The 22778-nt window shown below is 55.8% G+C and carries 18 protein-coding genes; 6 read left to right on the top strand and 12 right to left on the bottom strand.

Going from position 1 to position 22778, the window contains the following annotated elements; all coding sequences use genetic code 11:
• Positions 1–35: 35 nt before the first annotated feature.
• Genes surA through apaH form a run of 5 tightly spaced genes read left to right on the top strand, consistent with a single transcriptional unit; the run spans position 36 to position 4360 of the window.
• Complete coding sequence (gene surA / locus ACMWJS_RS13995; RefSeq protein WP_045907775.1) at positions 36–1322, top strand: peptidylprolyl isomerase SurA; 1287 nt, start codon at positions 36–38, stop codon at positions 1320–1322.
• Positions 1322–2308 carry a 4-hydroxythreonine-4-phosphate dehydrogenase PdxA gene (gene pdxA / locus ACMWJS_RS13990; RefSeq protein ID WP_045907774.1) on the top strand — a complete coding sequence of 329 codons (987 nt, stop codon included), beginning with the start codon at positions 1322–1324 and terminating at the stop codon, positions 2306–2308. The genes surA and pdxA overlap by 1 nt, the downstream gene beginning before the upstream one ends.
• Positions 2305–3126: a 16S rRNA (adenine(1518)-N(6)/adenine(1519)-N(6))-dimethyltransferase RsmA gene (rsmA, locus tag ACMWJS_RS13985; protein WP_008502020.1), complete on the top strand. Its 822-nt coding sequence runs from the start codon at positions 2305–2307 to the stop codon at positions 3124–3126. The genes pdxA and rsmA overlap by 4 nt, the downstream gene beginning before the upstream one ends.
• 3 nt (positions 3127–3129) lie before the next feature.
• Positions 3130–3507, top strand: a complete 378-nt coding sequence (apaG, locus tag ACMWJS_RS13980; protein ID WP_032644031.1) for a Co2+/Mg2+ efflux protein ApaG — start codon at positions 3130–3132, stop codon at positions 3505–3507.
• A 4-nt stretch (positions 3508–3511) separates the two neighbouring features.
• Positions 3512–4360: a bis(5'-nucleosyl)-tetraphosphatase (symmetrical) ApaH gene (gene apaH, locus ACMWJS_RS13975; RefSeq protein ID WP_048028538.1), complete on the top strand. Its 849-nt coding sequence runs from the start codon at positions 3512–3514 to the stop codon at positions 4358–4360.
• 36 nt (positions 4361–4396) lie between these two features.
• On the opposite strand, the gene folA is transcribed toward apaH, so the two are convergent.
• The 3 genes from folA to kefF all read right to left on the bottom strand — a co-directional run bounded on the left by folA (position 4397) and on the right by kefF (position 7379).
• Complete coding sequence (gene folA, locus ACMWJS_RS13970; RefSeq protein ID WP_008502023.1) at positions 4397–4876, bottom strand: type 3 dihydrofolate reductase; 480 nt, start codon at positions 4874–4876, stop codon at positions 4397–4399.
• Positions 4877–4990: 114 nt separating this feature from the next.
• Positions 4991–6856 (bottom strand): glutathione-regulated potassium-efflux system protein KefC, encoded by a 1866-nt coding sequence (kefC, locus tag ACMWJS_RS13965; protein WP_414747207.1) that lies wholly within the window; start codon positions 6854–6856, stop codon positions 4991–4993.
• Positions 6849–7379, bottom strand: a complete 531-nt coding sequence (gene kefF / locus ACMWJS_RS13960) for a glutathione-regulated potassium-efflux system oxidoreductase KefF (protein ID WP_045907770.1) — start codon at positions 7377–7379, stop codon at positions 6849–6851. The genes kefC and kefF overlap by 8 nt, the downstream gene beginning before the upstream one ends.
• 351 nt (positions 7380–7730) lie before the next feature.
• Between kefF and ACMWJS_RS13955 the strand changes: the two genes are divergently transcribed.
• Entirely contained in the window at positions 7731–10634 is a 2904-nt protein-coding gene (locus ACMWJS_RS13955) for an autotransporter outer membrane beta-barrel domain-containing protein (RefSeq protein ID WP_414747206.1), read from the top strand.
• 47 nt (positions 10635–10681) lie between these two features.
• On the opposite strand, the gene ACMWJS_RS13950 is transcribed toward ACMWJS_RS13955, so the two are convergent.
• From ACMWJS_RS13950 to ribF, 9 genes are all read right to left on the bottom strand, one after another.
• Positions 10682–10915, bottom strand: a complete 234-nt coding sequence (locus ACMWJS_RS13950) for a YgdI/YgdR family lipoprotein (RefSeq protein WP_045907769.1) — start codon at positions 10913–10915, stop codon at positions 10682–10684.
• A gap of 181 nt (positions 10916–11096) precedes the next feature.
• Entirely contained in the window at positions 11097–14321 is a 3225-nt protein-coding gene (gene carB / locus ACMWJS_RS13945) for a carbamoyl-phosphate synthase large subunit (RefSeq protein ID WP_047072642.1), read from the bottom strand.
• An 18-nt stretch (positions 14322–14339) separates the two neighbouring features.
• Entirely contained in the window at positions 14340–15488 is a 1149-nt protein-coding gene (carA, locus tag ACMWJS_RS13940; protein WP_010427050.1) for a glutamine-hydrolyzing carbamoyl-phosphate synthase small subunit, read from the bottom strand.
• A 454-nt stretch (positions 15489–15942) separates the two neighbouring features.
• A complete protein-coding gene (gene dapB / locus ACMWJS_RS13935) occupies positions 15943–16764 on the bottom strand; it encodes a 4-hydroxy-tetrahydrodipicolinate reductase (protein ID WP_045907766.1) in 822 nt (273 codons plus the stop codon).
• A gap of 205 nt (positions 16765–16969) precedes the next feature.
• Positions 16970–17920 carry a 4-hydroxy-3-methylbut-2-enyl diphosphate reductase gene (gene ispH, locus ACMWJS_RS13930; RefSeq protein WP_045907765.1) on the bottom strand — a complete coding sequence of 317 codons (951 nt, stop codon included), beginning with the start codon at positions 17918–17920 and terminating at the stop codon, positions 16970–16972.
• Position 17921: 1 nt separating this feature from the next.
• Positions 17922–18371, bottom strand: coding sequence for an FKBP-type peptidyl-prolyl cis-trans isomerase (gene fkpB / locus ACMWJS_RS13925; RefSeq protein WP_003856450.1), 450 nt, complete (start codon positions 18369–18371; stop codon positions 17922–17924).
• A 117-nt stretch (positions 18372–18488) separates the two neighbouring features.
• Positions 18489–18989: a signal peptidase II gene (gene lspA, locus ACMWJS_RS13920; protein WP_008502034.1), complete on the bottom strand. Its 501-nt coding sequence runs from the start codon at positions 18987–18989 to the stop codon at positions 18489–18491.
• Entirely contained in the window at positions 18989–21805 is a 2817-nt protein-coding gene (gene ileS, locus ACMWJS_RS13915) for an isoleucine--tRNA ligase (RefSeq protein ID WP_047746182.1), read from the bottom strand. The genes lspA and ileS overlap by 1 nt, the downstream gene beginning before the upstream one ends.
• A 45-nt stretch (positions 21806–21850) precedes the next feature.
• A complete protein-coding gene (gene ribF, locus ACMWJS_RS13910; RefSeq protein ID WP_045907763.1) occupies positions 21851–22777 on the bottom strand; it encodes a bifunctional riboflavin kinase/FAD synthetase in 927 nt (308 codons plus the stop codon).
• Position 22778: the final 1 nt, after the last annotated feature.

Here is a 22778-nt window from a genome sequence, read left to right as displayed (position 1 = left end):
TAATCCGCTTTGCGGTTAATTGAAATGGAAAAAGTATGAAGAACTGGAAAACGCTGCTGCTCGGTGTCGCTATGGTTGCGAATACCAGCTTCGCGGCCCCCCAGGTTGTTGATAAAGTCGCCGCGGTGGTTAACAACGGCGTCGTGCTTGAAAGTGACGTTGACGGTCTGATGAAATCGGTGAAGCTCAATTCGGGCGAAGCGGGTCAGCAGCTTCCGGATGACGCCACACTGCGCCACCAGATCCTGGAGCGTCTGATCATGGATCAGATCGTTCTGCAGATGGGGCAGAAAATGGGTGTGAAGGTCACTGACGAGCAGCTCGATCAGGCGATCGCTAACATCGCGAAACAAAACAACATGTCTTTAGACCAGATGCGCAGCCGTCTGGCCTATGACGGCATCAGCTACGCCACCTACCGTAATCAGATCCGTAAAGAGATGCTGATTTCGGAAGTGCGTAACAACGAAGTGCGTCGCCGCGTCACTATCCTGCCTCAGGAAGTGGACGCGCTGGCAAAACAGGTGGGTAACCAGAACGATGCGAGCACGGAGCTGAATCTGAGCCACATTCTGATCCCACTGCCAGAGAATCCAACGTCCGATCAGGCTGCGGAAGCAGAAAGTCAGGCGCGTTCAATTGTCGAACAGGCGCGTAACGGCGGTGACTTTGGCAAGCTGGCCATCACCTACTCCGCAGACCAACAGGCGCTGAAAGGCGGCCAGATGGGCTGGGGACGTATTCAGGAGCTGCCATCCATCTTTGCCCAGGCCCTGAGCACGGCGAAGAAAGGGGATATCGTCGGTCCAATCCGTTCAGGCGTGGGCTTCCACATTCTGAAAGTGAACGATCTGCGCGGCCAGAGCCAAAATATCTCCGTTACCGAAGTTCACGCTCGTCATATTCTTCTGAAACCGTCACCAATCATGACTGACGATCAGGCGCGTGCGAAGCTGGAACAGATTGCAGCAGACATTAAGAGCGGTAAAACCTCGTTTGCGAAAGCAGCAAAAGAGTTCTCGCAGGATCCTGGCTCTGCTAACCAGGGCGGCGATCTGGGCTGGGCGGCAGCGGATATCTACGATCCTGCCTTCCGTGACGCGCTGATGAAGCTGAACAAAGGCCAGATTAGCGCGCCGGTCCACTCTTCGTTTGGCTGGCATCTGATCGAGCTGATGGACACCCGTAATGTTGATAAAACGGATGCGGCGCAGAAAGACAGAGCCTACCGTATGCTGTTTAACCGTAAGTTCTCCGAAGAAGCAGCCACCTGGATGCAGGAACAACGCGCCAGTGCTTACGTGAAAGTGCTGAGCAACTAATGAAACAGCATCGTGTTGTTATCACGCCCGGCGAACCCGCCGGGATTGGGCCTGACCTCGTTGTCCAGCTCGCCCAGCGCAGCTGGCCAGTAGAACTGGTTGTCTGCGCGGATGCAACACTGTTACAGGACCGGGCAACGCTGCTCGGTCTGCCTTTAACGCTCATCCCTTACGTTGAAGGCCAACAGCCTGCACCGCAGCAAGCCGGTACCCTCACCCTTCTCTCTGTTCCCCTTCGTACGCCGGTCATTCCTGGCCAGCTCAGCACGGAAAACGGCCATTATGTGGTTGAAACCCTTGCGCGCGCCTGCGACGGTTGCCTGAAGGGCGAATTTGCCGCCCTGATTACCGGCCCCGTCCACAAAGGCGTGATCAACGAAGCGGGCATACCGTTTACCGGGCATACGGAGTTCTTCGAAGAGCGATCGCACAGTCCGAAAGTGGTGATGATGCTGGCGACCGAAGCGATGCGCGTTGCCCTGGTGACCACCCATCTGCCGATCAAAGCGATTCCGGATGCGATCACCCCCGATCTCCTGCGCGAGATCATCGGGATTTTGCATCACGATCTGCAGACAAAATTTGGGATCCCGCAGCCGCATGTGCTGGTTTGCGGCCTGAATCCGCACGCGGGCGAAGGCGGGCACATGGGCACCGAAGAGATCGACACCATCATTCCGGTACTCAACGAAATGCGGGCGAAGGGAATGAACCTCAGCGGTCCGCTGCCTGCTGATACCCTTTTCCAGCCGAAATACCTGGATAATGCCGACGCCGTGCTCGCGATGTACCACGATCAGGGCCTGCCCGTGCTAAAATACCAGGGCTTTGGCCGCGGGGTGAATATCACCCTCGGTTTACCCTTTATTCGAACGTCCGTTGACCACGGTACTGCGCTGGATCTGGCAGGCCAGGGGAAAGCGGATGTCGGCAGTTTTATTACGGCGCTTAATCTCGCCATCAAAATGATTGTTAATACTCAATGACTAATCGAGTCCATCAGGGCCACTTAGCCCGTAAACGTTTCGGGCAAAACTTCCTTAACGATCAGTTCGTGATCGAAAGCATTGTCTCGGCTATTAATCCACAAAAAGGCCAGGCGATGGTCGAAATCGGCCCGGGCCTTGCCGCACTGACCGAGCCGGTAGGCGAACGCCTCGACGAACTGACCGTCATCGAACTGGACCGCGATCTGGCCGCACGCCTGCAAACGCACCCGTTCCTCGGGCCGAAGCTGACTATCTATCAGCAGGACGCCATGACCATGAACTTCGGCGAACTGTCGGAAAAAATGGGCCAGCCGCTGCGCGTATTCGGCAACCTGCCGTATAACATCTCCACGCCGCTCATGTTCCACCTCTTTAGCTATACTGATGCCATTGCCGATATGCACTTCATGTTGCAAAAAGAGGTGGTTAACCGTCTGGTTGCAGGTCCGAACAGTAAAGCGTATGGTCGTTTAAGCGTGATGGCACAATATTACTGCAACGTGATCCCGGTACTCGAAGTACCGCCGTCAGCGTTCACACCGCCACCGAAAGTGGATTCAGCGGTTGTGCGCCTTGTGCCGCACAAAACGAAACCGTACCCGGTTAAAGATCTGCGTGTACTGAGCCGCATTACCACTGAAGCCTTTAACCAGCGTCGTAAAACGATCCGTAATAGCCTCAGCAATTCATTCACCGTTGAGGTATTAGCTGAACTGGGGATCGACCCGGCAATGCGTGCGGAGAACATTTCCGTAGAGCAGTACTGCAAGCTGGCTAATTACATCAGCGAAAATGCGCCGCCGAAGGAGAGTTAAGCCATGATTGATTCGCCCCGCGTATGTGTCCATGTACAAAGCGTCTATGTTGAATCACAGTCCTCGCCGGACGAAGAACGTTTTGTCTTTGCTTACACCGTGACCATTCGCAACCTGGGGCGGACGCCCGTGCAGCTGCGCGGACGCTACTGGCTTATCACCAACGGCAATGGCCGCGAAATCGAAGTTCAGGGGGAAGGTGTGGTCGGTGAACAGCCCCACATCGCCCCTGGCGAAGAGTACCAGTACACCAGCGGCGCGGTGATTGAAACGCCGATGGGTACCATGCAAGGCCATTATGAAATGGTCGATGTCGATGGCAATGGCTTCCGCGTTGCCATTCCCGTGTTCCGTCTCGCCGTAACCACACTTATTCATTAATCTAATGTCTACATATCTGATTGGCGACGTTCACGGTTGCTACGATGAACTGATCGCATTATTAAAACAGGTCGACTTTACGCCAGAACAGGACACGCTCTGGCTGACGGGCGATTTAGTCGCACGTGGCCCCGGCTCGCTTGAGGTATTACGTTTCGTCAAATCACTGGGCGACAGCGTGCGCATGGTGCTGGGCAATCACGATCTGCATCTGCTGGCAGTGTTCGCCGGGATCAGCCGCAATAAACCTAAAGATCGCCTCACCCCGCTGCTGGATGCGCCGGACGCGGACGATCTGATTAACTGGCTGCGCCGTCAGCCCCTGCTTCAGGTCGACGAAGAGAAAAAGCTGGTCATGGCGCATGCCGGGATCACGCCACAATGGGATCTTGAAACAGCGAAAACCTGTGCGCGTGACGTTGAGGCAGTGCTGGCAAGCGATTCGTATCCTTTCTTCCTCGATGCCATGTACGGCGACATGCCGAACCACTGGAGCGAGGATCTCAGCGGTCTGGCCCGTCTGCGCTTTATCACGAACGCCTTCACCCGCATGCGTTTCTGCTTCCCGAACGGACAGCTGGACATGTATTCCAAAGAGACGCCGGAAAGCGCACCGGCCCCGCTCAAACCGTGGTTTGCCATTCCGGGACCGGTGACCAGCGAGTACAACGTGGTATTTGGTCACTGGGCTGCACTGGAAGGAAAAGGGACGCCGGACGGGATTTACGGTCTGGATACCGGATGCTGCTGGGGCGGAGAGTTAACCTGTTTACGCTGGGAAGATAAAGCTTACTTTGTTCAGCCGTCCAACCGACAGCTGGACTTAGGGGAAAGTGAGGCCGTCGCCTCCTGAATCATGCCCTCTCCCGGGCGGGAGAGGGCAAATCACTTAACGACGTTCCAGGATCTCGAAGCAGTAGCTGTGAGAGTTCTGTGCATCCGCATCGTGGAATTCGCTGAATACCGATTCCCACTCGTCCGGATCGTAGTCCGGGAAATGGGTATCCCCTTCCACTTCCGCATCAATATGGGTCAGATACAGCTTCTGCGCTTTAGGCAGGAACTGCTCGTACACGCGCCCGCCGCCAATTACCATGATCTCTTCGGCATTGCCGCATGCAGCAATCGCCTCGTCGACGGATTTTACCCATTCGACGCGATCGTCAGTACCCGGCTGGCTACTGATAACGATATTTTTACGGCCCGGCAATGGACGACCAATCGACTCCCAGGTCAGGCGGCCCATCACTACCGGCTTGTTTAACGTAGTACGTTTAAACCATGCGAGATCGGCAGGCAGGTTCCACGGCATGGCATTTTCCATACCGATAACGCGGTCCACCGCCAGCGCTGCAATCAGACTGATCATTGAAAATTTCCCGGATGCAAAAAATTGCCGCCACTATACGGAAAGCTTAATCTTTCGTCGACTGGCGGCAGAGTAAAGATACAGAAATTTTTTAATATTGCTGGCAACTCCACTTCACGCGGAAGGTTTACTCTCCGGTTCGTCAGCCGGATCGCCGGTATGCTTGCCCTCTTCCGTGCCCTGCCAGCCGTGACGCTGGATCAGCGACAGGTGATTGCGATCCTCATTGATGATTTCCGTCAGCATGGCGCTGGTGCGTTTAAACACTGCCGCACGCTCCGTGGCCGTACTGCCTGCCATCGCCGCCATCTCTTCCACCATTTCGGTATTAAAGCGACGGAACAGATCCGCCCGTTCGCGGGCTTCATACGCGCCGAGCCCCAGGTTTTCCAGCGCCATGCGGCCAGACTTCAGCGCGCCTTCAAAGGTTTCACGCTCCGGTGCTTCTACCCCCGCCTGTCGCAGCCGGATATAGTGATCCACATCGCGGGCGCGGGAAATGATGGTCAGATCCGGAAAATGCTCTTTCGCCATTTCCACCATCTGCAGGCTGGTCTCCGGATCGTCAATCGCGTTAATTAATACCTCCGCTTTCGCCGCCCCGGCGGATTCCAATAGATCGACGCGCGTTGCATCGCCGTAAAACACCTTCATATCAAATTTACGCAGTGTATCGACATGGTCGGGGTCGTGATCGAGGATAACCATTTTCACCCCGCTGGACAGCAACAGACGACCAACGATCTGCCCGTAGCGGCCAAATCCGGCAATGATGACGCGAGGCTGCTCCTCGTCGATCTCATCGGCTTCGCGCTCCTGATCGCTACCCGATTTTTCCAGACGCGTCAGCACCACCAGCAGAACGGGCGTCGCGGCCATCGACAGTGCGACTGCCAGCGTCAGCGCTTTTGCCCACTCGGGATCGAGGACATTTGCCATCTGCGCCGCGCCAAAGACCACGAACGCAAATTCACTCCCCTGCCCCAGCAGAACCGCAAACCAGCTGCGCTGCTTATTCGGCACCTTCAGCGGACGCGCAATCAGCCACAGCATCGCCATTTTAATGATCAGGAAGCCGACCAGCAGGACGACGATCCGCAGCGGGTGCGTCACCAGCGTGCCGAAGTCGACGGACATTCCTACGCCGATGAAAAACAGCCCCAGCAGCAAGCCTTTGAACGGCTCGATATCGCTTTCCAGCGCGTGACGGTATTCGGAACTCGCCAGCAGAACGCCGGCCAGGAAGGCCCCCATCGCCATCGACAGGCCAGCTTCCTCCAGCAGCAGACCGAAACCAAACACCAGGAAGAGCGCCACGGCGCTGAACACTTCGCGAAGGCCCGAGCGGGCCACGAACCGCAGCAGCGGACGGGTGACGTAGCGACCAAGCAGCACCACCAGCGCCAGCGCCCCCACGACTTTTAATGCCGACAGCGCGAACGCCCCCAGCGTCGTGGAGGAACCGCTGGCCGCCAGCAGCGGGATCATCGCCACCAGCGGGATAGCGGCAATGTCCTGGAACAGCAGCACCGAGAACGCACTGCGTCCCATCTGCGAGACCGTCAGATTGCGCTCGTTCATGGCCTGCATGGCAATGGCGGTCGAGGAGAGCGCCAGCGTCATGCCGATAAGCTCTGCCACTTTCCAGTCCATGCCCAGCAGGATGCAGAACCCACCCAGCAGCAGGCCACAGGCCACCATCTGCAGCGCCCCGCCGCCAAATACCGAGGCGCGAAGCTTCCACAGGCGCTGCGGATCGAGTTCCAGACCAATCACAAAGAGCATCAGCACAACGCCAATTTCAGCAAAATGAAGGATCGCCTCTGCATCCGTCACCAGTCGAAAGCCCCACGGTCCAATAACGCAGCCCGCAATCAGGTAGCCGAGAACAGAGCCCAGCCCAAGGCGTACCGCCACGGGCACAATCAGCGCCGCTGCGCCAAGGTATATCAGCGCCTGTATCAGCGTATGGCTATCCATGGTGCGCCTCCTGCCACTCAAGTAAGCGTTGTTTATAATGCCGAGCCTGCGCCTGCAGCGTTTCGTCATCGCAGACAAAGGTGCAGTGCATCGCAAAAGGCGGGAGCCAGTTCAGGCCGCAGTAGAGCGCGGTCGCCTGCAGCGGCTGTGCCAGGACCTCAAAACCCGGGAAGGAACCAATATCAAAGTGGCTTTCTCCTCCGCCCGTGGTAACCGCCCACATCAGGCTTTTCCCTTTTAGCGCATGACCATTGTGGCCATACGCCCAGCCGTGGGAGAAGACCTTATCAATCCACAGCTTCAGCAGCGGGGGCGTGCTGTACCACTGCATGGGATGCTGCCAGACGATCAGATCGGCACGGGAAAGCGCCTCCTGTTCAGCGGCGATATCGATGTTGAAATCGGGATAAAGTTGATAGAGAGAACGTATCTCTACGTTATCAAGCGTCCTTACCTGCTCAAGCATCCGCTTATTCGCATGCGAGTGCTGCGGATAAGGGTGCGCGTAAATAATGAGTATCATCAAATGGCCTGTCTTCTTCTCTTCTTGTAGCAGTGAGTGTAGACAGTTAACCCGCCCGGTGAAAGGGGCGTAGAGGCCATGAAAAGGAAAGCGCAGCTATTGGTAATCATCATTCGCAGGACGTTTTTATCTTCGCAAAAGATCCATGACATGAATTCCTCCCATTAATCCATATAAAGATGAGATATTTTAAGAAAATCTAAAATAATTTTTTAATAAATCGATCTATACATAACACATTGAAAAAATAATAATTTTATGCTCTTTGTCGCGAGCTCATTCTTTTACTTCGCATATAAACGTTATTTTAATGCGTTATATCGCGCCCTTCTTATTCAAATGGATGTGTACATGAGCAACAATTATTTCAGACTCAATAAAACAACCAGAACGCTGGGCAATCTGTTTCCTGCCTTGTTGATATTCACGCCCGCCGTAGCCTTTTCCGGTACGATTGACCAGTCCACCTCCGTGCCGCAAGATTTCTCCGCCGACACTGAATACGTCATAAGTAAAGACGTTACGATCACCTCTTCCGGGAATGAGGCGGCCGTCTCCGTAACAGGGTTTAACGTAAAAACGGCCACCAATCAGGGAAATATTTCTGGAACGGCAAACGGGCTAGAGATTAATACTGGCGCGCAGCGCGTCATTATTAATAATGATCTCAACGCAAATATTACATCTAAAACAGGCAACGCTATTAACATCCAGTCAATGCTGGGTGACTTAAATAATGAGGGAAATATTTCCGGCGCTGAAAATGGGATCTTTGTCAGTGAATCTTCCTCTGCAATAAATATTTCCAATACGTCATCGGGAGTGATAAAAGGTAAAAACGGTATCAGTGCTCAAACAGGGGCCGGTATAGATAACAGCGGTACAATCACCGGCACGAGTGACAACGGTATTATCCTGAGCGATGGCAATTCGAAAATCATCAACACGGGTACCGTTCAGGGCCTTCAGAACGGCATCAACGTAACGGATACGGCGAAAGTTGATATCACTAACAAGGGCTCGATTGGCGGTGGCGGTACGGCGATTACGTTTGCCAGCAGCAAAAATAATACATTGGTACTTGATACAGGCTCGTCATTGAAAGGCGACGTCATTTCTAGCGTCTCTAAAGGAAATACGATAACCCTGGCAGGAACCGGCACAGAAGACAGCAATTTTGTTGGCTTATCGGAAGGCGATGGCTTTGCTTCTTTTGAAATGGACGGTGAAAGCTGGGCGCTCTCAGGGAATATCGACATTATCGGTTCTGGCAATTCGCTGCTGGTTAACAGCGGTGATTTAATCCTGTCGGGGAATGTGTCTAATGCAGGCACGACTCTCGTTGCCGAAGATGCTTCTCTCCAGCTGGGTGATGGCACGAAAACGGCGACGCTGAGCGGTGGATTGACCAACAACGGCACCCTTATTTTTAATCAGGGCAGTAATACGGCGTTCGCCACCGGCATTACCGGTAGCGGCAATGTTGAAAAAGTGGATTCCAACACCCTGACGCTAACCGGCAAAAACACCTACACGGGTGATACCGTTCTGCATAGCGGCACCACGCTTGTCGCTGTTGGTTCAACGCTTGGTACAAAGAGTAGCAACGCGACGATTACTGTCGAAAATGGCGCTCAGTTTGCCACTGCTGGCGAAGTAAACGACAATATCAACATCCTCACGGGTGGTACGCTGGCAGCATGGAATGCGATTCAGGGTAACGATACGCTGAGCGTTTCAGGTATCGATACGGTCAACGGCAACGTCACCAACGGTGGCACACTGTTACTCAGCGCCGCCAATAACAGCGTTGGCAATAATTTCACCATTAACGGCGACTATACCGGCTCTGCGGGCAGTCAGATCGTGATGAACAGTACCCTGGGTGAAGACAACTCGCCAACCGATCATCTCACCATTACCGGCAGCAGCTTTGGCCAGTCCGACGTCAGCGTTAACAACATTGGCGGCCTGGGCGCGCAAACCGTTAACGGCATGGAAATTATCAGCGTTGGCGGCAGCTCCGAAGCCCAGTTGACCCTTGCCAAACCGGTGGTTGCCGGTGCGTGGGAATATAATCTCTATCAGCACAGCAACGGCAACTGGTACCTGGAGTCAAAGGCCACGCCTTCCGATGAACCGTCTGACAATACCGATGATGGCGATAACACCGACAACGGTGATAACACCGACAACGGCGGTAACACCGACAACGGCGGTAACACCGACAACGGCGGTAACACTGACCACGGCGGTAACACTGACAACGGCGGTAACACCGACAACGGCGGTAACACCGACAACGGCAGCAACTGCGGTCCTGAGGTCATGGCTCCGGAGGTTGGCGCTTACTTAGGCAACTACCTTGCCGCGCAGAGCATGTTCCTGCACAAGCGTGACGATCGCGATCAGATCACCTTCCGTAATGAAGAAGACCTCAACACCTGGATGTACGTCAAAGGTCGCTATCATGAAAACGATGCAGGCGGCGACAAAGTCAGCTATGACACCACCACCACCGTGCTTCAGGTAGGCAGCGACTTTATGAGCAAGCCTATGGACAACGGTATTCTGCGTGCGGGCGGCATGTTCGGGGCCGGTCAGGCGAAAACCCACTCTGATGCAAAACACAACGTGCGTGATGCGCAGGGCAAAGTGGACGGCTTTAACGTCGGCCTGTATGCAACCTGGCAGGAAGATCAGAAGCTGCGCCTGGGCAGCTACGTTGATACCTGGGCCGCCTACAGCTGGTACAACAATAAAGTGACCAGCAATCGCAACGATGAAGACTACGACAGCACCGGTTTTGCCGCTTCCGTCGAAGTGGGCCATGCGTGGGTGGTTGATTCAGAGAATGAGCGCACCTGGAAAATCGAACCGCAGGCTCAGATCGTCTACAGCTATCTGGATCAGGAAAATCATACCGATCGCGACGGCGTGCGGGTGACAACGCTGGACAACGACGGTCTGTTTGGTCGTCTGGGCGTCAAATCAAGCTACTTCCAACAGAAAGATGTGAAAGCCTGGCAGCCGTACGTTGCCGTGAACTGGCTGAAAGGTGCGGGTCAAAACGATCTGGCGTTTAACGGCGAGACTGTCAGCAACGATACGCCGGAAGATCGTGGGCAGCTGGAACTGGGCGTCACCGGTAACCTGAACGACACCACCACGCTCTCCCTGCGCGCCAGCGGCGAGTGGGGTGAAAACAGCTATGCTGCTTATGGCGGTCATATCCTGCTGAACCACCGCTGGTAATCGTTCCTGAAAGACTAAAAGCCGTGGCAAACGCCACGGCTTTTTTATTAGTTATCCAGCTCGCCCATTGATTTAACCTGATCGCGGTTGATCTGCTCGGTCTGACCCGTTTCCGCATTTTTATACGACACCAGACCGGTATCATCATCGACCTCTGGTTTTCCGTCGGTGACAATGGTTTTGCCATCGGTGGTTTTCACTGCCTGGTTAGAGGAACAGCCCGCGACGGTAAACGTAGCAGTGGCGGCAAGAAGGGTGGCGATCAGTAATTTATTTTGCATGGTGTTTTCCCCTGCTCTCAGTTGAATTTCGTTATCGACCTAATGATTTTAGGCTAACTCACTGAATGCGGATGAAAAACCAGAAGGTTCTGAAGATGGATAAAGAAAAAAGTAGGGCGGGTAAGCGAAGCGCCACCCGCCATTTGCCCGGCAGCGCTACCGCTTGCCGGGCCTACGCAGATTACTTGCTAATCTGCGCGTGCATTTCCTGAACCGAAATCACCTTCTCGGTGGCATCCGCGTTCAGCGCCATGGCTGTTGCGAAACCGCCGTTCAGGGTGGTGTCGTAGTGCACTTTGTACTGCAGCGCGCTGCGGCGAATCAGCTTGGAGTCTTCAATCGCCTGGCGGCCTGCGGTGGTGTTGATGATGTAGGTGTATTCGCCATTCTTGATACGATCCTGAATGTGCGGACGACCTTCATGCACCTTGTTCACCAGACGCGGGTTGATGCCCGCTTCACCCAGCACAATCGCCGTACCGTGGGTCGCGTCCAGTTCAAAGCCCTGCTTCAGCAGCTTGGCGGCCAGGTCAACCACGCGCTCTTTATCGCCTTCGCGAACAGAGAGCAGCGCACGGCCCGATTTTCTCATGGTTGAGCTACTGCCCAGCTGCGCCTTCGCGAACGCTTCTGCGAAGGTGCGGCCTACGCCCATCACTTCCCCGGTTGAGCGCATTTCTGGCCCTAACAGCGGGTCAACGCCCGGGAATTTGTTGAACGGCAGCACCACTTCTTTCACCGAGTAGTACGGTGGAATGATCTCTTTGGTCACGCCCTGCTGTGCCAGCGTCTGGCCTGCCATCACGCGCGCCGCCACTTTCGCCAGCGGAATACCGGTGGCTTTGGAGACGAACGGTACGGTACGTGCCGCACGCGGGTTGACTTCAATCAGGTAGACTTCGTTATCTTTCACCGCGAACTGGACGTTCATCAGGCCGCGAACCTGCAGCTCGAAGGCCAACTTCTGCACCTGCTGGCGCATCACATCCTGAATTTCCTGGCTCAGGGTGTACGCTGGCAGAGAACAGGCAGAGTCACCGGAGTGCACGCCCGCCTGCTCGATATGCTCCATAATGCCGCCAATCAGCACCATTTCGCCGTCGCAGATGGCATCAACGTCCACTTCTACCGCATCGTCGAGGAAGCGGTCGAGCAGCACTGGCGCATCGTTGGAGACGCTCACCGCCGTCTGGAAGTAGCGACGCAGGTCGGCTTCGTCGTAGACGATTTCCATCGCGCGGCCGCCCAGCACGTAGGAAGGACGCACCACCAGCGGGTAGCCAATCTCTTTCGCCTTCTCTACGGCCTGTTCGATGGCCGTCACCGTGGCGTTCGCCGGCTGTTTCAGCTTCAGACGGTCAACCGCCTGCTGGAAACGCTCGCGGTCTTCCGCACGGTCAATCGCATCCGGGCTGGTACCGATAACCGGTACGCCTGCCGCTTCCAGCGCGCGCGCCAGCTTCAGCGGAGTCTGGCCACCGTACTGCACGATAACGCCTTTTGGCTTCTCGATGCGCACGATTTCCAGCACGTCTTCCAGGGTAACCGGCTCGAAGTAGAGGCGGTCGGAGGTATCGTAGTCGGTGGAGACGGTTTCCGGGTTACAGTTGACCATGATGGTCTCGTAACCGTCTTCGCGCAGCGCCAGCGAGGCGTGTACGCAGCAGTAGTCGAACTCGATGCCCTGGCCGATACGGTTTGGACCACCGCCCAGCACCATAATCTTGTCGCGGTCGACGGACGGGTTCGCTTCGCACTCGTCTTCATAGGTGGAGTACATGTACGCGGTGTCGGTCGAGAATTCAGCCGCACAGGTGTCCACGCGCTTGTAGACCGGGTGCAGGTCATACTGGTCACGCAGCTTGCGGATTTCCGCTTCACGCACGCCCGCCAGCTTAGCCAGACGCGCATCGGCGAAGCCTTTACGCTTCAGCACACGCAGGAAGTCAGCGTCCAGGCCGTTGATGCCCAGCTCGGCCACTTTCTCTTCCAGACGCACCAGCTCTTCAATCTGCACCAGGAACCAGCGGTCGATGTTAGTCAGGTTGAACACGCCGTCGACGGACAGGCCGGCACGGAAGGCATCGGCGATGTACCAGATACGCTCTGCGCCCGCGTCTTTCAGCTCGCGGCGGATTTTGGTCAGCGCTTCCGGGTCGTCCAGGCTCACTTTCGGGTCGAAACCGGTCGCACCCACTTCCAGACCGCGCAGCGCTTTTTGCAGGGATTCCTGCTGCGTGCGGCCAATCGCCATCACTTCCCCGACAGATTTCATCTGGGTGGTCAGACGGTCGTTCGCGCCTGCAAATTTCTCGAAGTTAAAGCGTGGAATTTTGGTCACAACGTAGTCGATGGATGGCTCGAAGGACGCAGGGGTGCGGCCACCGGTGATGTCGTTCATCAGCTCGTCGAGGGTATAACCCACCGCCAGTTTCGCCGCCACTTTCGCAATCGGGAAGCCGGTCGCTTTAGAGGCCAGCGCGGAGGAGCGGGACACGCGCGGGTTCATTTCGATAACAATCAGGCGGCCGGTTTTCGGGTTCACGGAGAACTGCACGTTTGAACCACCGGTTTCCACGCCGATTTCACGCAGTACCGCCATCGAGGCGTTACGCATGATTTGGTACTCTTTGTCGGTCAGCGTCTGGGCTGGCGCAACGGTGATGGAGTCGCCGGTGTGGATACCCATCGCATCGAAGTTTTCGATGGAGCAGACGATGATGCAGTTGTCGTTTTTATCACGCACCACTTCCATCTCGTACTCTTTCCAGCCAATCAGCGATTCATCAATCAGCAGCTCTTTGGTTGGAGAGAGATCCAGACCGCGTTCGCAAATTTCTTCGAACTCTTCACGGTTGTAAGCGATACCGCCGCCGGTGCCGCCCATGGTGAACGATGGACGGATGATGCACGGATAGCCCACGTCAGCCGCAACGGCCAGCGCTTCTTCCATGTTGTGTGCGATACCGGAGCGCGCGGTGTCGAGGCCGATTTTCTTCATCGCCACGTCGAAGCGGCGACGGTCTTCGGCTTTATCAATCGCGTCGGCGGTCGCACCAATCATGGTGACGCCGAATTCGGCCAGCACGCCCTGACGCTCCAGCTCGAGCGCGCAGTTCAGCGCCGTCTGGCCGCCCATGGTTGGCAGCACCGCGTCCGGACGCTCTTTCTCGATGATTTTACGCACCACTTCCCAGTGAATCGGCTCGATGTAGGTCGCATCTGCCATTTCCGGGTCGGTCATGATGGTAGCCGGGTTAGAGTTAACCAGGATGACGCGGTAACCCTCTTCACGCAGGGCTTTACATGCCTGCGCGCCGGAGTAGTCGAATTCGCAGGCCTGGCCGATGACGATCGGGCCAGCGCCAAGGATCAGGATGCTTTTTATGTCTGTACGTTTTGGCATTGTCTTCTCGGCTCCTGATTATTTAGCGGTCTTACGGTATTGCTCGATAAGTTCGATGAAGTGATCGAACAGCGGCGCGGCGTCGTGTGGGCCCGGGCTGGCTTCAGGATGCCCCTGGAAGCTGAACGCTGGCTTATCGGTACGATGAATCCCCTGCAGGGTGCCATCGAACAGCGACTTATGGGTCACGCGCAGGTTAGCCGGCATTGAGGCCTCATCGACGGCAAAGCCGTGGTTCTGCGCGGTGATCATCACCGTGTTGTTATCGATATCTTTCACCGGGTGGTTACCACCGTGGTGGCCGAACTTCATTTTGACGGTGTTCGCACCGCTCGCCAGCGCCAGCAGCTGATGGCCGAGGCAGATGCCGAATACCGGAATGTCGGTTTCCAGGAAGGACTTGATGGCAGCGATGGCGTAATCGCACGGCGCCGGGTCGCCAGGGCCGTTGGACAGGAAAATACCGTCCGGATTCATCTTCAGTACGTCTTCAGCAGACGTTTGTGCTGGCACTACCGTCAGGCGGCAGCCGCGGTCAACCAGCATGCGCAGGATGTTGCGCTTGGCGCCGAAATCGTAGGCCACCACGTGGAACGGCAGCTCGCTCTCTTTTTTCGCTTCCGGCAGGTCGCCTTCCAGCGTCCAGCTACCCTGCGTCCAGCTGTAGGCTTCTGCGGTAGTCACTTCTTTCGCCAGGTCCATGCCGTTCAGGCCCGGGAAGGCTTTCGCTTTTTCCAGCGCCAGCGTCGCATCGAGGTTATCACCCGCGATGATGCAGCCGTTCTGTGCACCCTTCTCGCGCAGCAGACGCGTTAACTTACGGGTATCGATATCGGCAATCGCCACGATGTTATGGCGCTTCAGGTAAGAAGAGAGGTCTTCGGTATTGCGGAAGTTGCTGGCAATCAGCGGCAGGTCACGAATGACAAGGCCTTGCGCATGTACCTGAGAGGATTCTTCGTCAGCCGCATTGGTGCCGACATTGCCGATATGAGGATAAGTAAGAGTAACGATTTGGCGAGAATAGGAAGGATCAGTGAGGATTTCTTGATAACCGGTCATTGAAGTATTGAAAACGACTTCCCCAACCGCCGAACCCGTTGCCCCTATGGCCCGACCGATAAACTGGGTTCCGTCTTCCAGAACCAATAGCGCTGACTTAATCAAAACACCCTCCAGAGAATATTCACTCACTTTATTTGCATATTAATTCATAACCATGTCATGGATCAATGCAAATGTGTTGCCAGCGGATTTTTGGCAAACGGCGGCATTCTGGAGATTTGGTGGGTAAAAGTCAACTTAAAACCGATATTTTGTTTAGTATTTTGCGTATCTGACGAGGTGAGTGAAGCTTAAGCGACAAAAAGATCAGGTAAATCACTGCGGAAAACGCTTGCGCACCGGGTTTAATGAAAAATGAGTAGGCACGGCATCAAAAAGTGGACCAAATGGTCAAAATTTATATTTTAGCAACGAGAATAAAGGGGAATAGCTATACTTTCAAGGCTAAAGGAACGAAATAAGCACGAAACAGATAAAATAAAAGGGCAATAAATTATTGCCCTATGCAATCAAAGGATTACGACTGCAATAACCACATCACGATGGGTAATAATGCTTACAGATTGTTGAGATCAAGCACATCTCTCATATCAAAAAGACCATTTTTCTTCTCTTTCAGCCACAAGGCGGATCGAACGGCACCATTGGCAAACGTCATTCGGCTGGACGCTTTATGCGTAATCTCGACGCGCTCGCCGATATCGGCGAACATCGCGGTATGTTCGCCGACGATGTCACCCGCCCGGACGGTTGCGAAACCAATGGTGCCCGGCACGCGCTCCCCGGTGTGGCCTTCGCGGGCATAGACCGCGCAGTCTTTTAAATCTTTATCAAGTGCATGAGCAATCGCTTCGCCCATTGCCAGCGCCGTGCCTGATGGCGCATCAACCTTATAGCGGTGGTGAGCTTCGACAATCTCAATATCGGTGTAGTTGCCCATCACCTTCGCCGCCTTCTCCAGCAGCTTCAGCATGACGTTAACGCCCACGCTAAAGTTTGCGGCGAAGACAATCGCAATCTCTTTGGATGCATCCTGGATAGCCTGCTTGCCCGCATCGTCAAAACCGGTGGTGCCGATCACCATCCCCTTGCCGTGCTGGCGGCAAAACGCCAGATGCGTGAGCGTCCCTTCAGGACGGGTAAAATCGATGAACACATCGAAGTCATCTTTAACCGCGTCCAGGCTGCTTTGTACGGTGACGCCGGTCTTTCCCGCGCCCGCCAGCTCGCCAGCATCGGTCCCCAGAAGCGATGAACCGTCACGCTCCAGCGCCGCGCCAAGTGCTACGCCATCCATCTGAAGTGCCGCCTGAATCAGCTGACGGCCCATACGTCCACCCGCGCCCGCAATGGCGACACGGATCTGTGCATCATGCATAGTTATTCTCTTACGTTAAAATGATGTAAACCGTTTTCAGATTAACCAGCCTTTCTGAGCACTGCCAACTGAAAACACCAATAATTAGAATTTAACGTGAAACCGACTTAAATATCAGTAAAAGACATGATTTTGTCGTCACGATAAAGTAACGGGTAAAAAAAAGGCCAGCACAGGAGGTGCTGGCCTTTCATCAGAAAAGGGACTATTCGACTTCGCGGGCGTCGATTCTCAGCTCTTTCGGCACTTCGAAAACAATATTCTCTTCGCGTCCTTCCAGCGGCACCGCTTCGCCGCCGCCCAGCTCCTGCAGACGGGAAATGACGTTTTGTACCAGAATATCGGGCGCGGATGCCCCGGCCGTCACGCCTACGCAGGCCGCGTCTTTAACCCACACTTCCTGAATATCCGTGGCATCGTCGATCAGGAACGCCGCCTTCCCCATTCGCTGTGCCAGTTCAGCCAGACGGTTAGAGTTGGAGGAGTTCTTAGAGCCGACCACCAGCACCACGTCCGCCTGTTCAGCCAGTGCGCGCACCGCTTCCTGACGATTGGTGGTGGCGTAGCAGATGTCGTCCTTGCGCGGCCCGACGATTTTCGGGAAGCGCTGACGCAGGGCATCAATCACGTCTGAGGTATCGTCGACGGAGAGCGTCGTCTGGGTCATAAACGACAGGCGCGCTTCGTTTTTCACGTTCAGCGTGAAGACATCTTCAGGCGACTCCACCAGGTACATTCCCCCTTCAGGGTTGCTGTACTGGCCCATGGTGCCCTCGACTTCCGGGTGGCCAGCATGGCCAATCAGGATCGACTCTTCACCACGGCGGCTGGCGCGCGCCACTTCCATATGCACCTTGGTCACCAATGGGCAGGTGGCATCGAAGACGGTCAGATCGCGGCTTTTGGCTTCGTTACGGACCGCCTGAGAGACGCCGTGCGCGGAGAAAATCAGGATCGCACCGTCCGGCACTTCGCTGATCTGCTCGATAAAGATGGCACCGCGTTCGCGCAGGCTGTCGACCACGTAGCGGTTATGCACCACTTCGTGACGTACATAAATCGGCGCGCCGTAAATCTCCAGCGCGTTTTCAACAATGCTGATAGCGCGGTCTACACCGGCGCAGAAGCCGCGCGGGTTAGCCAACAGGATCTGCATTTCAGGCCTCCAGTGCCGGATCGATTTCCAGCACTTCAACATCAAAATGAACGGTACGCCCTGCAAGCGGATGGTTGAAGTCAACGGTAATCGAGTCGCCGTTGATTTCGCGGATCACGCCAGGCATTTCGCTGCCGTCCATAGCGGTAAAGAGCATAATCGCGCCGATTTCCGGTTCACCTGCGTCCATAAACTCGCGGCGCGAGAAATACTGGATCAGGTCCGGGCTTGGCACGCCAAATGCCGCATCCGGCTCCAGCGAAAAGGCTTTTTTCTCGCCCTCTTTCAGGCCCAGAAGCTGCTGCTCAAGACCTTCAGACAGGGAGGTATCGCCAAGACGAAACAGGGCCGGTTTGCCGTTATTGCGGGTGGACTCAGCCGTTGAACCATCATCCAGCTTCAGCGTGAAGTGAACGAGAACCGCGCTGTTGCTCTGTACGGATTTAGACATGCAAATTGCTCGCTTGTTTTGGGTCACCTGTTGCCCGGTGGCGCTACGCTTACCGGGCCTACGGGAAGCCACAAATTCTGTAGGCCGGGTAAGCGTAGCGCCACCCGGCATTGATGCTTACGCCTGCTCTTTCGCAGCGGGTTTAGGCAAGAAGCCTTCCAGCACGATTAACGCCGCACCGATGCAAATGGCGCTATCAGCGAGGTTAAAGGTCGCGAAGTGCCAGTCGCCGACGTAGAAGTCGATCATATCGACCACAAAGCCGTGCCACAGGCGATCAAACAGGTTGCCCAGCGCGCCGCCAATGATCAGCGCGTAGGCGATGTTATTCAGCTTTTGCGTTGCCTTCGAGCGGTACATCAGCACCGCCAGGATCACGCAGATACCGAGAGCGATACCCGCAAAGAACCAGCGCTGCCAGCCACCGCTGTCAGCAAGGAAACTGAACGCCGCACCGTAATTGCGCGCGTAGTGCAGGTTAAGCGACGGGAACAGCGGGACCGTCTCCCCCAGAGCAAAGTTCTGGAGGATCAGGAACTTGCTGCCCAGATCAATAATCAGCACCACCACAACCAGCCACAGCCAGCGCAGTCCTGTTGAACAGAGAGTTTTACTCATCAGGCAAACTTACGTTTTTCGCCGTCACCGGCGACGTTGCTTACACAGCGTCCGCAGATGTCTGCGTGTTCCGCCACCTGACCGACATCGGTGGTGTAATGCCAGCAACGCGGGCATTTCTCACCGTCGGCTTTGCTCAGCGCGACCTTCAGTCCTTTGAGCAGTTCGCTCTGCTGAGCATCAGCAGAAGCCTCGGCATAATCCGCAACTTTCGCACCGGAGGTCAACAGGACAAATCGTAATTCATCGCCCAGCGCCGTCAGCTTCGCCGCCAGCTCTGGCTCCGCGTACAGGGTTACTGCCGCTTCCAGAGAGCCGCCGACTTTCTTATCAGCACGCGCCTGCTCGATAACCTTGTTCACTTCGCCACGTACTTTCAGCAGCTCGTCCCAGAAGGCATCGTTCATCGCTTCGGTGCTGGAGAGATCGAACAGACCTTCGTACCACTCGCCGGTGAAGACATACTTCTCACGGTCGCCCGGTAAATAGCCCCAGATTTCATCCGCGGTGAAGGACATGATCGGCGCCATCCAGCGTACCAGCGCTTCTGCGATATGGAACAGTGCGGTCTGGCAGCTACGACGCGCCACGCTGTCCGCTTTCGCGGTGTACTGGCGGTCTTTGATGATGTCGAGGTAGAACGAGCCCATCTCAATGGAGCAGAAGCGCATCAGGCGCTGCACAACTTCATGGAAGTCATAAGACTCGTAGGCCTTCAGGATATCTTCCTGCGCCGCTTTCGCGCAGCCTACCGCCCAGCGGTCCAGCACGACCATCTCTTCCGGTTTCACCATGTCTTTTGCCGGATCGAACCCGTTCAGGTTCGCCAGCAGGAAGCGCGCGGTGTTACGGATACGACGATAGCTGTCGGCAGCGCGTTTCAGGATCTCGTCAGACACCGCCATTTCGCCGGTGTAGTCGGTCGATGCCACCCACAGACGCAGAATGTCTGCGCCCAGTTTGTTCATCACATCCTGCGGAGAAACGGTGTTACCGATGGATTTGGACATCTTACGGCCCTGACCATCCACGGTGAAGCCGTGAGTCAGTACCTGACGGTAAGGCGCTTTACCCTTCATGGCGGTAGAGATCATCAGAGATGACATGAACCAGCCGCGGTGTTGGTCAGACCCTTCCAGATACATATCGGCAGCGTGACCGGCAAACTCCGGACGCACGTCAACCACGGAGGAGTGGGTAGACCCGGAATCGAACCACACGTCCAGGGTATCCGGCACTTTCTCGTAGTTATCCGCATCAGCGCCCAGGATGTCACGGGCGTCGAGATCCCACCACGCCTGAATGCCGTCAACTTCGACGCGCTTCGCCACTTCTTCCATCAGTTCCAGGGTGTTCGGGTGCAGCTCATGCGTCTCTTTATGCACGAACAGCGACATCGGCACACCCCAGGTACGCTGACGGGAGATACACCAGTCAGGACGGTTAGCCACCATGGATTCGATACGCGCCTGGCCCCAGTCCGGGATCCACTGCACGCCTTTGATCTCTTTCAGAGACTGCTCGCGCAGGCCCTTCTGATCCATGCTCACGAACCACTGCGGGGTCGCACGGAAGATGATCGGGGTCTTGTGACGCCAGCAGCACGGATAGCTGTGCTGCATTTTTTCAACGTGCAGCAGCGCGCCGCTGGTACGCAGCATGTCGACGATAATGTCGTTCGCTTTGAAGACGTTGATACCGTCCAGCGCCGGGTAGGTGCCAGGCAGGTAAGAACCGTCCGGGCCAACCGGGTTAGCGATTTCCAGACCGTACTTCAGGCTGATGTTGTAGTCGTCAGGACCGTGGCCACCGGCGGTATGTACCGCACCGGTACCCGCTTCCAGCGTCACGTGGTCGCCGAGGATCGCCGGAACGTCGAAGTCCAGGAACGGGTGTTTGAAGCGCATCAGCTCCAGGGCGTCACCTTTCACGGTGCCCAGCACGGTGTAGTCAGTGATATGCGCGCGCTTCAGCACGCTCTCAACCAGATCTTTCGCCAGGATAACCGCCTGACCGTCAATCTGCACCAGCGCGTATTCGAACTCACCGGACAGGGAGATCGCACGGTTGGCAGGCAGAGTCCACGGGGTGGTGGTCCAGATCACCAGAGAGATCGGGCCGTTTACCGAGGCGACGCCAAATTTGGCTTTTACCGCATCCTGATCCACCGCGTGGAAGGCCACGTCGATAGACGGAGAGGTTTTGTCGTAATACTCCACTTCCGCTTCTGCCAGCGCAGAACGGCAGTCCACGCACCAGTGCACCGGCTTTGCGCCTTTGTGCAGGTGGCCGTTACCGATGATTTTGCCCAGCGCACGGATAATGTTGGCTTCCGTTTTGAAGTCCATGGTCAGGTACGGGTGCGACCAGTCGCCCAGCACGCCCAGACGGATGAAGTCAGCACGCTGACCGTCAACCTGCGTGGCTGCGTATTCGCGGCACTTCGCACGGAACTCGGCGGCGGTGAACTTCTCACCTGGCTTGCCGAACTCTTGCTCGACTTTCAGCTCGATTGGCAGACCGTGGCAGTCCCAGCCCGGAACGTAAGGCGAGTCATAGCCCGCGAGTCCTTTGGACTTCACGATAATGTCTTTCAGAATCTTGTTAACCGAGTGACCAATATGAATGCTGCCATTCGCATAGGGAGGGCCATCATGCAGAATGAAGGTTTTTTTGCCTTTTTTGGCTGCACGAATGATGCCGTACAGGTCATCATCAGTCCAACGCGCCAGCATTCCCGGTTCGCGCTTGGCGAGATCGCCGCGCATCGGGAACCCTGTTTCCGGCAAATTCAGGGTTGATTTATAGTCACTCATCAGATTCTCGGTTCCGTATTTATCACGTAGGCAGTTAAGCCGGTTCTAAAGCCCAAAAAACTCGCGGGCCGTCAATTCATCTCGCGCAATTTGCGCTTTGAGTTCATCCAGCGAACCAAATCGCTGCTCATTGCGTATTTTTTTACGCAGTATTACATCTATATGGCGACCATACAGGTCCATTACAACGTCCAGCAGGTGCACTTCTAGCTGTTGACGCACACCGGCGACGGTCGGACGCGTGCCAATATTGGCGACGCCGTAGAACGGCTTATCGCCCAGTCCTGCCACTTCTACCGCATAGACCCCTTTAACCGGGGAAACCTGACGACGCAGCGGTATATTCGCCGTCGGGAAACCTATCGTGCGGCCCAGCGCATCGCCATGGACCACGCGGCCAGAGATGGTGAACGGATGCCCCAGCAGGGTTTCTGCCGTATCCAGTTCGTCATCGGCCAGTGCCCGGCGTACCGCCGTGCTGCTGACGCGCACGCCGCCTTCACAGAAGGTCATCGCGCTGGTGACGTCAAAACCGTACTCCAGACCAGCCTTCTGTAATAGCAAGAAATCGCCCTGACGACCAGCGCCAAAGCGGAAATCATCGCCCACGGCAAGAAACTGCACGCCAAGACGCTTAACCAGCAGGTCGCTGACGAAATTTTGTGCTGTCAGCGCGGCAAAGCGGCGATCGAAACGTACGCACAATACGTAGTCCACGCCGGACTCAGCCAGATAGCGCAACTTCTCGCGCAGGCGTGTAAGACGGGCGGGAGATTTATCGCCCGCGAACAGCTCCAGCGGCTGCGGTTCGAAAATCATCACTACAACGGGCAGACCGCGGGCCTCCCCTTCTTTACGCAATCCCTGCAACAGCGCCTGATGACCACGATGCACGCCGTCGAAATTACCAATGGTCAGCACGCACCCGTGCGGGGCTCTGCTGAGATTATGTATGCCGCGTATCAGCTTCATG

The sequence above is a fragment of the Enterobacter sp. HK-058-C-ECC genome, from assembly GCF_047531125.1.
GTDB lineage: Bacteria > Pseudomonadota > Gammaproteobacteria > Enterobacterales > Enterobacteriaceae > Enterobacter > Enterobacter quasiroggenkampii.
Note: the sequence above shows the minus strand (reverse complement) of the source record. Positions and strands in the feature narration are given on the sequence as shown.

What these genes read in the sequence shown, in the direction of transcription:
- surA (WP_045907775.1), top strand. Translation starts at nt 36, where the DNA reads ATGAAGAACTGGAAAACGCTGCTGCTCGGTGTCGCTATGGTTGCGAAT.
- pdxA (WP_045907774.1), top strand. Translation starts at nt 1,322, where the DNA reads ATGAAACAGCATCGTGTTGTTATCACGCCCGGCGAACCCGCCGGGATT.
- rsmA (WP_008502020.1), top strand. Translation starts at nt 2,305, where the DNA reads ATGACTAATCGAGTCCATCAGGGCCACTTAGCCCGTAAACGTTTCGGG.
- apaG (WP_032644031.1), top strand. Translation starts at nt 3,130, where the DNA reads ATGATTGATTCGCCCCGCGTATGTGTCCATGTACAAAGCGTCTATGTT.
- apaH (WP_048028538.1), top strand. Translation starts at nt 3,512, where the DNA reads ATGTCTACATATCTGATTGGCGACGTTCACGGTTGCTACGATGAACTG.
- folA (WP_008502023.1), bottom strand. Translation starts at nt 4,876, where the DNA reads ATGATCAGTCTGATTGCAGCGCTGGCGGTGGACCGCGTTATCGGTATG.
- kefC (WP_414747207.1), bottom strand. Translation starts at nt 6,856, where the DNA reads ATGGATAGCCATACGCTGATACAGGCGCTGATATACCTTGGCGCAGCG.
- kefF (WP_045907770.1), bottom strand. Translation starts at nt 7,379, where the DNA reads ATGATACTCATTATTTACGCGCACCCTTATCCGCAGCACTCGCATGCG.
- ACMWJS_RS13955 (WP_414747206.1), top strand. Translation starts at nt 7,731, where the DNA reads ATGAGCAACAATTATTTCAGACTCAATAAAACAACCAGAACGCTGGGC.
- ACMWJS_RS13950 (WP_045907769.1), bottom strand. Translation starts at nt 10,915, where the DNA reads ATGCAAAATAAATTACTGATCGCCACCCTTCTTGCCGCCACTGCTACG.
- carB (WP_047072642.1), bottom strand. Translation starts at nt 14,321, where the DNA reads ATGCCAAAACGTACAGACATAAAAAGCATCCTGATCCTTGGCGCTGGC.
- dapB (WP_045907766.1), bottom strand. Translation starts at nt 16,764, where the DNA reads ATGCATGATGCACAGATCCGTGTCGCCATTGCGGGCGCGGGTGGACGT.
- ispH (WP_045907765.1), bottom strand. Translation starts at nt 17,920, where the DNA reads ATGCAGATCCTGTTGGCTAACCCGCGCGGCTTCTGCGCCGGTGTAGAC.
- fkpB (WP_003856450.1), bottom strand. Translation starts at nt 18,371, where the DNA reads ATGTCTAAATCCGTACAGAGCAACAGCGCGGTTCTCGTTCACTTCACG.
- lspA (WP_008502034.1), bottom strand. Translation starts at nt 18,989, where the DNA reads ATGAGTAAAACTCTCTGTTCAACAGGACTGCGCTGGCTGTGGCTGGTT.
- ileS (WP_047746182.1), bottom strand. Translation starts at nt 21,805, where the DNA reads ATGAGTGACTATAAATCAACCCTGAATTTGCCGGAAACAGGGTTCCCG.
- ribF (WP_045907763.1), bottom strand. Translation starts at nt 22,777, where the DNA reads ATGAAGCTGATACGCGGCATACATAATCTCAGCAGAGCCCCGCACGGG.